Origin of the sequence: Cytobacillus purgationiresistens (assembly GCF_030813235.1) — a bacterium.
Classification (GTDB): domain Bacteria; phylum Bacillota; class Bacilli; order Bacillales; family Cytobacillaceae; genus Cytobacillus; species Cytobacillus purgationiresistens.
The window spans coordinates 185,613-198,266 of sequence record NZ_JAUSUB010000007.1; the positions used below are offsets into that span (position 1 = coordinate 185,613).

Consider the following 12,654-nt stretch of genomic DNA (forward strand, 5'->3'; position numbering starts at 1 on the left):
CTGATTAATCAAAATTGATGTGGGTTAGATTTCACCACTTTTTATATAGTCTCAACTATTTCCACTAACTTCATAACATTGTTTCGAATCAAATTGCAGGATTACATTAAAATAAATGGGTTCACATCCACTGCGATTTGAAGCCCTCCCGAAGACATCTCTTGCTGATATTGATCCAAAACCGTTTTTAACGCCTGATTTAGCTCAGGCTCCCGTTTGTATTTTATCAAACATTGGTACCGATATCTATTATTGATTCTGGGAATCGGTGAAGCGACTGGACCTAAAACGATTGCACTTGATGTCAGTTTCGAACGAACATAGGAGGTGATGGTTTCTGTAACAGAAACTGCCTTCATTAATTGCTCATGACTCACAGTAATAAGAGATATATAATAGAATGGTGTATACTTATGCAGTTTCCTCATCGTCATTTCATGTTCATAAAAACGGTCAAAATCCTGAAGTGAAGCCAATTCAATACTATAATGCTCAGGGCTATATGTTTGAATGATGACCTCTCCCGGCAACTCATGACGGCCTGCTCTTCCACTCACCTGCGTTAATAATTGAAAGGTCTTTTCAGAAGACCTGAAATCTGGCAAATGTAGCATTGTATCGGCAGACAATACACCAACCAAGGTGATATTAGGGAAATCAAGTCCCTTCGCAATCATCTGTGTGCCCAACAAAATATCGGCTTGACCTTCTTCGAATTGATCCAATAACTTCTCATGAGAACCTTTTCTGCTTGTAGTATCCACGTCCATGCGAATAACTCTGGCTTCTGGAAGGACTTTAACAAGCTCTTCCTCCACCTTTTGCGTACCCGTTCCAAAATAGCGAATATGCTCGCTTTGACATTCAGGACAGACCGATGGAACACCTGCTTCATGCCCGCAATAATGACATTTCATTTGCTGGCTGTATCGATGGTACGTAAGGGAGATATCACAGTTAGGACAATTCATTACAAAGCCGCAATCTCGGCACATCACAAAGGAAGAATGCCCTCGTTTATTTAAAAATAATACGGTTTGCTCCTTTTTCTCCAGTCGGTCTTTCAGCTTTTCAAGCAAAGCACTTGAAAACATCGAACGATTGCCGGAACGAAGCTCTTCACGCATATCAATAATCTCGACAGCTGGCATCTCTTGATTATTCATTCGTTTTGGCAAGGATAAAAGCTGATAAACTCCCTTTTTTGCCCTTGCAAACGTTTCTAATGAAGGCGTGGCACTTCCTAAAATGACAGGGCAGTTGTTTTGAAACGCTCTTTCAATCGCAACATCCCTTGCATGGTATTTAGGATTTTCTTCTTGCTTATAGCTTGTTTCATGCTCTTCATCAATAATGACTATCCCCAGATTTTCAAATGGTGCAAAAACGGCCGACCTTGCCCCGACAACCACTTTCACTTCTTTTCTTTGGATTTTTCTCCATTCATCATACTTTTCTCCGGCAGATAAACCGCTGTGCATCACAGCCACTTGATCGCCGAATCTGCCTTTAAACCGCTTAACCATCTGTGGGGTTAAGGAAATTTCCGGCACAAGCACAATCGCCTCTTTTCCAGCCTCTAATACGTTTTGGATGGATTGTAAATAGACTTCCGTCTTTCCGCTGCCTGTTACGCCATATAAAAGAAAAACCTCATGTCGCCATTCTTCTATTGAAGAAAGAATAGGTGCAATAGCTTTGCCCTGTTCGTCAGTTAGTTGGAGTGGCTGTGTTCTTGCAAAATCGCGATCCTCAAATGGATCTCTGTATACTTCCATGTTTTGTTCTGCTAATACCCCTTTTTTCACCAATTCTTTAATAACCGATGTTGAGATATTAAGCAGATTGGCAAGCTCACGGAGGATAATTGGCTGCTGATTTTCGATAAAGTAATTGATCACCTTCAGCTGCTTACTCGCTTGCGGAGACAAAGATTTTCGGTAGTGCTCAAGCTCTGATGCAGACATGATTGAATGAACGGATTTCAGCTTCTTTTTCTTTACTCTATCCTTCACTTCATACACGATATCAATTTGACCTTTTGCAGCTTCCTTCTGCAACATGGAGAGCATCCCTGATTGTTTGGCTTCCTCCCATGTAATGGTATCTATCTTTTCATAGAGCGGCTGCAATTCTTCTAGGAGCTGATCCTTTGCGATATCTCTTGCAAGCTTGAGTTTTTTTTCATATTTTGCTTTTAACGCAGCTGGAAGCATGGCTTGATACGCTGAAATTTTATAGCTTAAAGTCTGTTCTGACAGCCAATTTCCAAGTGAAAGCAAATCCGGATTTAGTACCGGGGATAAGTCTAGTGGTTCACTAATTTTCTTCAACTTATTAAATTGAGATTCGCTTTTTAATCCAACGACAAACCCTTGAATTTTACGAGGACCAAATGGGACAGAGACCCTCATTCCAGGCTTGATGACGTCGATAAGATGCTCAGGTATGAGATAGTCAAATGGACGATCTGTTTGTTTTGCTGGAACATCAACGATGACGCTGGCTATGTTCATTTTTGATCATCCTTTAATAACTTAGAGGCTTCCTTCAATATCTTTGCTGCAACTTCTCGTTTGGACATGATGGGTAATTCAGTTGCACTCCCATCTCGCTTATAAAAAGTCACAACATTTGTATCTGTACCGAAACCGGCGCCTTCATTCGTTACATTGTTTGCCACAATCATATCCGCATTTTTCTTTTCTAGCTTGCCTTTGGCATAAACATCCAAACGTTCTGTTTCTGCGGCAAAACCGATGAGTACTTGTTTGGTTTTTCTTTTTCCTAACTCTAATAAAATATCTTTTGTTCTTGCAAGTTCTAATACCTGCTCTCCAGGCTGCTTTTTCACTTTATGATCGTAGGCTATTTTCGGTTTATAGTCTGCAACGGCTGCTGTTTTAATCACCACATCCGCATTTTCATAGTTATCAAGAACAGCACCATACATCTCTTCAGCACTTTCCACCTTCACAAGCTTTACACCTTTAGGCGCATCAAGAGAAACAGGACCGGAAACCAACAGTACATTCGCACCTAGGGAAGCCGCTTCTTCAGCAATCGCATAACCCATTTTCCCCGAGGAATGGTTAGTCAAGTAGCGGACGGGGTCGATTTTCTCTCTTGTTGGTCCAGCTGTAACAATCACATTTTTCCCTTGTAATAATAATGGTTCTGGACTTCCAAAAAATCGCGCAATATGACCAATGATTTTTTCAGGCTCCTCCAGCCTTCCTTTACCGACATAACCGCAAGCAAGATAGCCTTCGCCTGGTTCAATAAAGCGATAACCAAATTTATATAATGTCTCGATATTATTCATTACTGCTGGATGGCTATACATATGAACATTCATTGCAGGTGCAATCCAAACGGGTGCAGTTGCTGCAAGTAATGTAGTAGAAATCATATCGTCCGCAATACCATTTGCCAGCTTGCCAATGATATTCGCTGTGGCTGGTGCAATTAATATAAGGTCTGCCCAATCAGCTAGATCAATATGAGCAATCACTTTTGAGTCCTTCTCATCAAATGTATCAGTAAACACATCATTTCTGGATAGCGCCTGAAAAGTTAATGGTGTGACAAACTGCATCGCTGATTCACTCATGATGACTTTTACATTGGCACCTGTTTGTGTTAATTTGCTCGTTAAAGCCGCTGCCTTATATACCGCTATTCCGCCAGTAACACACAGCAGGATATTTTGACCGTTCAGCATTTTTTAGTACCTCCATCTTCACTCTTCAATACTATCTTTTATTATGCAAGAATAGATATATTTTTTCATCAAATAAACGTTGAAAAGTTTGATTTTGTCTATTTATGTGCTGCAATTACCAGCCATAACAAAAATAACAACCTGCTTGAGAGGTTGTTATTTTTATTATTTCAGAGTGGATGTACTTCATCCATTACGCTCCGTTATCAGTTTTTTCACCTAAACGATAAAAAAGTTCATTTGCATTAATTTCTTCAAGTGCCTTACCAACATTTTTGTGGGATACATAATCAGTAAGAAGCGGTTTTGCATGCACCTGCATTTTGCGCGCTCGCTTAGCCGCAACTGATACAAGTGAATATTTTGAGTCAATCTTCGTCATTAATGAATCAATAGAAGGATATAGCATTTTATTCAACCTCCAGCATTTTAATATATCTTGGCTCTACTCGTTCTCTTCGGCAATGTTCAGCAACAACAATTGCATTAATTCTATCACATGCCAATTCAACCTGGTCGTTTTCTACAACATAATCATACAGGTTCATCATTTCAATTTCTTCCTTCGCCACTGTCATCCGATTATTAATGACATCTTCTGACTCTGTTCCTCTTGTCACAATTCGGTTTTTAAGCTCAGAAAGACTTGGTGGTACAAGGAAAATAAATAAGCCATCAGGGAACTTTTCTCTTACTTGTCTTGCTCCCTGTACTTCTATCTCCAAGAAAACATCTTTGCCGCTTTCAAGCGTTTCTTTTACATAGTCCACAGGTGTCCCGTAATAATTCCCTACAAATTCAGCGTATTCAAGGAGTTTATCTTGCTGTATTAAAGCTTCAAAATCTTCGCGGCTCTTAAAGAAATAATCCACACCATCCACTTCACCCTCACGCGGGTTTCGTGTTGTCATAGAAATAGAGTATTCAAATGCCGTCTCTGGATGTGAAAAAATCTGTTTCCTCACTGTTCCTTTTCCAACACCAGAGGGCCCGGATAAAACAATTAATAATCCTTTTTCCTTCATTCAAAAATCCTACCCTTCATCGATGATATCATCGCGGTCATTTAAACGTGCTGCTACTGTTTCAGGTTGTACCGCAGATAGTATCACATGATCACTATCCATCACGATGACTGCCCTCGTTCTTCTGCCGTATGTTGCATCTATTAATACCCCTCGATCTCTGGCATCTTGGATGATTCTCTTTATTGGCGCAGATTCCGGACTTACAATGGATATGATTCTATTAGCAGAAACGATATTACCGAAGCCAATATTGATTAATTTTATTGACATATGCGTCCTCCCGTCATCAGTTTACTATTTTGACCTTTAATGCACTGTTCTAAACCGCGTCTATTCAATATTTTGCACTTGCTCCTTCATCTTCTCTAATAAACCTTTCATCTCAACCACTTCTGAAGCAATAGTAGAATTATTAGCCTTAGAGCCAATCGTATTGACTTCCCGATTCATCTCTTGAATCATGAAGTCCAGTTTCCTTCCAACCGGTTCCTGAAGGTCTAATGCTTTCGCGAACTGGTTACGGTGACTGGTTAACCTTGTTAACTCTTCATTGATATCGGCCTTATCGGCGAAAATCGCTACTTCCGTGATAATGCGCGATTCATCGATCATACCCGAAGAATACTCTTGCATACGCTTTTTCAATCGATCCTCATACTGGTTAACGACTGCATCCGCAAGCTCATATAGCCGTTTAGTACAACTACCTAGTAGATCAAGCTGGTGCCGCAAATCCTTTTCAAGCTCCAATCCCTCATCTAATCGCATATTTTTCAGCTTTTCAGCTGCCTCCGCAACAGCAGACAGAATGATCTGATCAATCTCTTCACTGCCTTCTTCCACCTCAATGATGCTAATTAAATCATCCCTGAGAAAGTCTTGGATGGCTGGCTCGCTGTTTAGCTGATACTTTTTTTTAACTTGTGTAATGGATTGATAGTACTCTTCCAACAGCTCCCAGTCAATACTGACCTTTCGGCGATTCATGCCTCTTCCTTCAATCGTTGCATACACTTCAATTCTTCCACGTTTTATATATTGGCCGAGCTTTTTCTTAATTTGATCCTCGAGTTTAAGAAACTGCTTTGGCATACGCAAAAAATATTCGGTAAAACGATGATTGACCGTTTTCACTTCAATTGTAATGGAAAAGTATTTATTTTCTTTTTTTCCTTGTCCATACCCTGTCATGCTTGCCACCATAGCTGTTAACACTTCCTTTCGCAAAAGCGTGAAGTGCCGTATTCTCTGTTTACAAATGATGCTGGCACTCTTGATCATCGTTATTAAGAACTGTGCAACCTGCTTTCTACAAGCAATGTTGTCATTTATATTAAACATTATGTATCAGTTCAAAATGGTTTATTTATGGGCCTCGAAAAAATAAAAGGTAATAGAGTAAGCTCTACTACCTTAAGGATTATATCATATTTTATTTCGTTTTTCTTGCCAAATATGTGAAGCCCAGTAAAAATGTTGGCACAGCAGATAGTCCGACAATCATTAACCAGTCTCTAGGCACGATTGGAATCGTGTGAAAAATAGGCTGCAACGGCTCCCAGTAGATGACAACAAGCATGAGGAGGAGAGAGGAAATAACAGCTCCAACTAAATATTTATTCCCAAAAGGATTGCGGGCAAAGACAGATTTTTCGCTGCGGCAATCAAAGACATGGATGAGCTGAGCTAATACGAGCGTTGCAAAAGCAACGGTTTGAGCATAGGCCAATTTTTCTGGATCACCATCATAAGCAAAAATGAAGGCGAGTAATGTTACAATTCCAATTAAGAAACCGCGTGAGACTACTTTCCAGCCCAACCCTCTTGAAAAGATGCCTTCTTTTGGATTTCGAGGTTTTCTCTTCATCACATCTTCCTCTGGCCGGTCCAATCCAAGGGCCATCGCTGGCAATCCATCTGTAACTAAGTTTACCCATAATATTTGAATAGGAACTAATGGCAGTGGTAATGCCATAATCATCGCAAACAGCATGACGAGAATTTCTCCGACATTTGAAGCAAGCAAGTAACGAACAAACTTTCTAATATTCTCATATATATTTCTGCCTTCTTTAATCGCTGACTTGATTGTCGCAAAATTATCATCTAATAGAATTAATGATGACGCTTCTTTAGCGACATCCGTTCCAGTAATCCCCATTGCAATCCCAATATCAGCTGCCTTAATCGCTGGTGCATCATTAATTCCATCCCCGGTCATTGCAACGATATGGCCGCGATTTTGCAAAGCCTTAACGATTTTTAGTTTATGCTCAGGTGAAACCCTTGCAAAAACGGAAACCTCTTCAACATGAGCCTCCAACTCTTCCATATCCATTCCAGATAATGTTTTCCCATCCATTACTTTAGATGATTTCGTTAAAATCCCTAGCTGTTTTGCGATTGCTTTAGCTGTGATGACATGATCTCCTGTGATCATTACTGTTTTGATTCCAGCAGCCTTGCATTCCTTCACCGCAGATCTCACTTCAGAACGAGGAGGGTCAATCATCCCTTGTAAGCCAATGAATGTAAGGTTTTTCTCCGCCTCTTTTTCATCTAATATGACAGTACTGGCAGAGATCTCTTTATACCCAATGGCAATGGTCCTTAACGCTTGTGACGCCAAGTCTTCTATCGCTCCCTGAATATGAGCAGTGGATTCCTTTGACACGATTTGCCGCTTTCCGTTCCACAAAATTGTATCGCTTATATTTGCAAGGATATCTGGGGCGCCTTTAGTGACGATAAAACGTCTGCCCGTATGGTCCTTGACGATGATACTCATCATTTTTCTTGTTGAATCAAATGGGAACTCATTTATGATTTCATATTGATTCAGCAAATGAGTCCGATCATAACCGGCTTTCATCCCAGCAACTAATAGAGCGCCTTCCGTTGGATCCCCATCAATAATGATTTCGTCTTTTTTCTGTTTGATTTCGGCATTATTACATAGCATCCCAAAAATAAGCATTTGCTGCAGTGCCTTATCATTTTTAGGTTCAATGCGATTTTCTCGTTTATAAAAGTGGCCCTTTGGTGCATAACCTACCCCATCAATGGTCCATTCTGACCCACCGCTCCAAATATGAGTGACTGTCATTTTATTTTGAGTTAAAGTACCCGTCTTATCAGAACAAATGACAGAAGCACAGCCGAGTGTTTCGACAGCAGGAAGTTTTCTTACAATTGCCTTTTGTTTAATCATCCGTTGAACACCAAGCGAGAGGGCGACAGTAACGATAGCCGGCAGTCCTTCAGGAATGGCTGCAACGGCTAAAGAAACGCCAGCAAGAAACATCGTATAAAGCTCCTGCCCTTGAAGTACCCCAATGGCAACAACCAAAACAGTCAGCAATAAGGCGACGACAATAAGGATCTTTCCTAATTGTTCAAGACGTCTTTGCAGCGGTGTGGTCATTGATTCTGCACTTTGCAGAAGATCAGCGATTTGTCCCATAGCCGTTTTCATACCTGTACCTACAACAATTCCTACTCCATTTCCCCTAGTAACCATCGTACCCATGAAGGCCATATTCTCCATATCGCCTATCCCCGGGTTTTCCGTTTTGATCGGGGAGGCCGTTTTTGACACAGGAAGAGATTCACCAGTCAATGCTGATTCTTCAATTTCAAGATTATTAGATTCCATTATTCTAACATCTGCACCGATTCGATCACCTGAAATAAATTTAAGCAGGTCTCCAACTACGACTTCCTTAGATGAAATCTTTTTCCATTCTCCATCCCTTAGCGCAATGACTTGCGGAGCGGAAAGCTCTTTTAAAGCACTTAATGATTTCTCCGCTTTTCTTTCTTGAAAAAACCCTAACAAGCCATTGATCAATACAATGGCAATAATTGCAATCGCGTCGATATATTCACCAAGCAGCCCAGATATCAGGGTCGCTGCTAATAGCACGAGTGTCATAAAATCTTTAAATTGACTAAAAAATAAGAGTAAAGCAGATTGCTTTTCCCCTTCTTCTAATTCATTATAGCCAAATTGTTTTAAACGCTTTTGCGCATCCTCTTCAGTCATTCCATCATGTCGATTGGCATTGAGCGTTTCCTCAACCTCTCTTGTATCCATTTCATGGAAATTCATTCAGACATCACACTTCCTCCTTTTCATTTTAAGAGAATTCACTAATAGATTAGCGAACCAACCTGCTTCAACTGCTATAATACTTGTGCAGAGTTGTCCTACATTCATCACTCTACAGAAAGCTTATTCAGTCTCGTCCAAAAAAATGCTATGCTATCATTAAAAAGAAAAATGAAAAGACACTCAGTCTAGAAAAGGATGTTCCATATGTCATTTGATGGTTTATTTACAAAAGCAATGTCAGAAGAGCTCTCCGAAACACTTAAAGGGGGCAGAATTAATAAAATTCACCAGCCTTATAAAAATGAAATCATTTTAGTTATAAGAGCAAATGGAAAAAATCATAAATTATTGCTGTCCGTTCACCCAAGCTATGCACGGGTCCAATTAACGAATGAAAGCTATGACAACCCTTTAGAGGCGCCGATGTTCTGCATGTTGCTAAGAAAGCATCTTGAGGGCTTCATCTTAGAGGACATACGTCAGGACGGGCTTGACCGCATCATCATCTTTGATGTAAAAGGCAGAAATGAAATTGGCGATATTTCATACAAGCAACTGATTGTGGAGATTATGGGCAGACATAGCAATATCACACTTGTCGATAAATCCCGCAATATTATTTTAGATAGTGTGAAGCATGTATCTTATGCTGTTAACAGCCACCGGGCGATTCTTCCTGGACAAGAATATATAGCTCCACCAAAGCAAAATAAAGAAGATCCATTCACTGCTGATGAAACAGAGATTTTAAGAAAATTAGACTTTAATAGCGGAAAAATGGATAAGCAGCTTGTCGCAAATTTCGCAGGAGTTTCGCCGTTGTTTGCTAAGGAAGTACTTTTCCATGCAGGTCTGGCAAACAGATCCACAGTACCAGCCACCTTCATTGATCATATTGAGCGCGTTAGAAAAGGAGAAATCAATCCGGCGATTACACTTGGCTCAGATAAAGAATATTTCTATCTTTATCCTCTTGACCATATAAAAGGACTAGCAAAGACTTTCCCTAGCTTGAGTGAGATGCTTGATCGCTTTTACTTTGGCAAAGCAGAACGAGATCGCGTCAAACAGCAGGCGAATGATCTAGAGCGCTACATCATCAATGAAAAAGAGAAAAATGAGAAGAAGATTGTTAAGCTGCAAGCAACCCTCAAAGAGGCGGAACAAGCAAATGCACATCAACTCTTTGGTGAGCTCATCACAGCAAATATTTATGCGATTCAAAAGGGTATGAAGGAGATCGAGGTAAGCAATTATTATGATGAAAACGGCGGGACCGTCCTTATTCCATTAAATCCGCAAAAAACGCCTTCTGAAAATGCACAAAAATATTTCACTCGCTATCAAAAAGCCAAAAATGCGCGAACGATTGTTCAAGAACAGATGGAGAAAGCAAATGAAGAAGTATCATACTTTGATTCACTGCTGCAACAGGTGCAAACAGCTTCCCCAAAAGATATTCGGGAAATTAGAGAGGAATTAGTTGAAGGAGGCTATTTGAAAGAGCGACAAAAGAAACAATCGAAAAAAGCGCAAAATCATAAACCGGTTTTAGATCACTTTATTGCCTCTGATGGAACCGAAATCATCGTAGGTAAAAACAATAAACAAAATGATTATCTAACGAATAAATTAGCCGCTAGAGATGAAATATGGCTGCATACGAAGGATATACCAGGCTCACATGTTGTCATTCGAAGCCGAGAGCCACATGAGGATACAATTCTTGAGGCTGCTAGTCTGGCTGCCTATTATAGCAAAGCAAGAAGTTCGAGTTCTGTACCTGTCGATTTTACACTCGTCAGACATGTAAAGAAACCAAACGGAGCAAAACCAGGATTCGTTATATACGACAACCAGCAGACTGTATATGTCACGCCTGATGAAGACATTGTATTGAGGCTGGCGGCAAAATAATATTAATAATGTATAAAAAAACTCCCGCTGTTCCCATTATGAACAGGTTCGGGAGTTTTTTTAAGTAATCTTGTTAGGATGTAATCTTTAATACTGTCCTAGACTCATGTGGGGGATTCTTATCTGAGATTATGTGAATTCCGTTTTTTAGATGAAGATGGGATGGATTCTTATCTCAAATCAAGCGATATCCGTTTTTTAGATGAGAATGCGGGGGATTCTTATCTCAAATCATGTGATATCCGTTTTTTAGATGAGAATGCGGGGGATTCTTATCTCAAATCATGTGATATCCGTTTTTTAGATGAGAATGCGAGGGATTCTTATCTCAAATCATGTGAATTCCGTTTTTCAGATGAGAATGTGGGGGATTCTTATCTCAAATCATGTGATATCCGTTTTTTAGATGAGAATGCGAGGGATTCTTATCTCAAATCATGTGATTTCCGTTTTTTAGATGAGAATGCGGGGGATTCTTATCTCAAATCATGTGAATCCGTTTTTTAGATGAGAATGCGGGGGATTCTTATCTCAAATCATGTGAAATCCGTTTTTTAGATGAGAATGCGGGGGATTCTTATCTCAAATCACGTGAATTCCGTTTTTCAGATGAGAATGCGGGGGATTCTTATCTCAAATCATGTGAATTCCGTTTTTTAGATGAGAATGCGGGGGATTCTTATCTCAAATCATGTGAATTCCGTTTTTTAGATGAGAATACGGGGGATTCTTATCTCAAATCATGTGAAATCCGTTTTTTAGATGAGAATGCGGGGGATTCTTATCTCAAATCATGTGAATTCCGTTTTTCAGATGAGAATGCGAGGGATTCTTATCTCAAATCATGTAAAATCCGTTTTTTAGCTGAGAATATGAGGGATTCTTATCTCATATCGCATGAACTCGGGCTTTCAGATGGTTTCTCTGCCTGAAACCAAAAAATATCCTTAACAGCATGCACTATTAAACATAATAAATATTTTTAGAGCCTCCCATCTTATTCAGATCTCTTTTCAGGATTCTTTGGATGGTTATTTTAGAAGCTAGTTCACCGCACCATTCATGGACTAATGCGGTTGAGATTTTTTGGCTTGGAAAGAGGATTTTTAAGTTTTGTATGCTTCTTAAAACCCCGGTCGCGATAGATTCTTCTGTTTGGCATTGTTCACAAAATAAATTGCTTTTGCCCCAGCGTACTATCTTTCCATTACACTTGTTGCACCATATCCCCTTCCGCATCCCTTCAAAACAATAATTAAATTTCAATGAATAATCATCTCTTTGAATATTCATTGAAATAAGCATTTCTGCGATTTGATGGTGTGATTTATTTAGAATAGACGGTTTTTTGTTTAATGTTTCTATAAAGCGTCTGATCTGCGGAATTAAGATTATGTTTTCATTGGGAGGAATCTCATAAAGCATGAACTCGGGATGGACGAATATGAGTGGATATTTAATGGGCAGCCTTATTTTATGTCTTTTTGCAATCTGTCTTAAAAGTGATTCATTCCGTCTGACCTGCAGAAGAGGATTTTTTATTTCATTTAAGGACGAGCTGTACCATAGATTATTTTTGATGTGGAATTCCCCTTGATAATTTTTTACTTCAAAGGCGATAATTTCATTTTGAAAAATGCATAAAGCATCAATTTGAAAGAGTGTGTGATTTATTTCTAGGGTTAAATCATAGAGAATAAGCACTTCAGCGCTTAGCGTGTTCAATTGTTTTTCCCAGGCGCGTTCACCTACTTCTCCTTTTCGCAAATTCTCTAAGTATTGCTTTTCTTTAAGAGATAAATCCAGATGGTTGTTCAGGCATTCCATAAAAGTCAGCTGAGGGGCAGGAGATCGAGGTTTTACAATCATCA

Annotated in this window: 10 protein-coding genes; 2 read left to right on the top strand and 8 right to left on the bottom strand. The window is 39.6% G+C overall.

The window, feature by feature from the left end:
- Positions 1–101: 101 nt before the first annotated feature.
- The 7 genes from priA to J2S17_RS10590 form a co-directional block, all read right to left on the bottom strand.
- Positions 102–2,516 carry a primosomal protein N' gene (priA, locus tag J2S17_RS10560; RefSeq protein ID WP_307474578.1) on the bottom strand — a complete coding sequence of 805 codons (2,415 nt, stop codon included), beginning with the start codon at positions 2,514–2,516 and terminating at the stop codon, positions 102–104.
- Positions 2,513–3,724 (bottom strand): bifunctional phosphopantothenoylcysteine decarboxylase/phosphopantothenate--cysteine ligase CoaBC, encoded by a 1,212-nt coding sequence (gene coaBC / locus J2S17_RS10565; protein ID WP_307474581.1) that lies wholly within the window; start codon positions 3,722–3,724, stop codon positions 2,513–2,515. The genes priA and coaBC overlap by 4 nt, the downstream gene beginning before the upstream one ends.
- 193 nt (positions 3,725–3,917) lie before the next feature.
- On the bottom strand, positions 3,918–4,133 hold the full coding sequence (gene rpoZ / locus J2S17_RS10570) for a DNA-directed RNA polymerase subunit omega (protein WP_307474583.1): 216 nt from the start codon (positions 4,131–4,133) through the stop codon (positions 3,918–3,920).
- Position 4,134: 1 nt separating this feature from the next.
- A complete protein-coding gene (gmk, locus tag J2S17_RS10575) occupies positions 4,135–4,749 on the bottom strand; it encodes a guanylate kinase (RefSeq protein WP_307474585.1) in 615 nt (204 codons plus the stop codon).
- Positions 4,750–4,758: 9 nt separating this feature from the next.
- On the bottom strand, positions 4,759–5,022 hold the full coding sequence (gene remA, locus J2S17_RS10580) for an extracellular matrix/biofilm regulator RemA (protein WP_066197016.1): 264 nt from the start codon (positions 5,020–5,022) through the stop codon (positions 4,759–4,761).
- Positions 5,023–5,082: 60 nt separating this feature from the next.
- Positions 5,083–5,955 (bottom strand): YicC/YloC family endoribonuclease, encoded by an 873-nt coding sequence (locus tag J2S17_RS10585; RefSeq protein WP_307474681.1) that lies wholly within the window; start codon positions 5,953–5,955, stop codon positions 5,083–5,085.
- A 229-nt stretch (positions 5,956–6,184) separates the two neighbouring features.
- Positions 6,185–8,863, bottom strand: a complete 2,679-nt coding sequence (locus J2S17_RS10590; RefSeq protein WP_307474587.1) for a cation-translocating P-type ATPase — start codon at positions 8,861–8,863, stop codon at positions 6,185–6,187.
- Between the two features lie 207 nt (positions 8,864–9,070).
- Between J2S17_RS10590 and J2S17_RS10595 the strand changes: the two genes are divergently transcribed.
- Both J2S17_RS10595 and J2S17_RS10600 read left to right on the top strand, forming a co-directional pair.
- Positions 9,071–10,783, top strand: coding sequence for an Rqc2 family fibronectin-binding protein (locus J2S17_RS10595; RefSeq protein WP_307474590.1), 1,713 nt, complete (start codon positions 9,071–9,073; stop codon positions 10,781–10,783).
- A 108-nt stretch (positions 10,784–10,891) separates the two neighbouring features.
- A complete protein-coding gene (locus tag J2S17_RS10600) occupies positions 10,892–11,290 on the top strand; it encodes a hypothetical protein (protein ID WP_307474592.1) in 399 nt (132 codons plus the stop codon).
- A gap of 456 nt (positions 11,291–11,746) precedes the next feature.
- Here J2S17_RS10600 and J2S17_RS10605 read toward each other — a convergent pair whose 3' ends face one another.
- Complete coding sequence (locus J2S17_RS10605) at positions 11,747–12,652, bottom strand: nuclease-related domain-containing protein (RefSeq protein ID WP_307474683.1); 906 nt, start codon at positions 12,650–12,652, stop codon at positions 11,747–11,749.
- Positions 12,653–12,654: the final 2 nt, after the last annotated feature.

Bases quoted from the DNA above. Each gene is read 5' to 3' on its own strand.
- J2S17_RS10595 (WP_307474590.1), top strand. From the start codon at position 9,071: ATGTCATTTGATGGTTTATTTACAAAAGCAATGTCAGAAGAGCTCTCC.
- gmk (WP_307474585.1), bottom strand. From the start codon at position 4,749: ATGAAGGAAAAAGGATTATTAATTGTTTTATCCGGGCCCTCTGGTGTT.
- J2S17_RS10585 (WP_307474681.1), bottom strand. From the start codon at position 5,955: ATGGTGGCAAGCATGACAGGGTATGGACAAGGAAAAAAAGAAAATAAA.
- rpoZ (WP_307474583.1), bottom strand. From the start codon at position 4,133: ATGCTATATCCTTCTATTGATTCATTAATGACGAAGATTGACTCAAAA.
- J2S17_RS10605 (WP_307474683.1), bottom strand. From the start codon at position 12,652: ATGATTGTAAAACCTCGATCTCCTGCCCCTCAGCTGACTTTTATGGAA.
- priA (WP_307474578.1), bottom strand. From the start codon at position 2,516: ATGAACATAGCCAGCGTCATCGTTGATGTTCCAGCAAAACAAACAGAT.
- remA (WP_066197016.1), bottom strand. From the start codon at position 5,022: ATGTCAATAAAATTAATCAATATTGGCTTCGGTAATATCGTTTCTGCT.
- coaBC (WP_307474581.1), bottom strand. From the start codon at position 3,724: ATGCTGAACGGTCAAAATATCCTGCTGTGTGTTACTGGCGGAATAGCG.
- J2S17_RS10590 (WP_307474587.1), bottom strand. From the start codon at position 8,863: ATGAATTTCCATGAAATGGATACAAGAGAGGTTGAGGAAACGCTCAAT.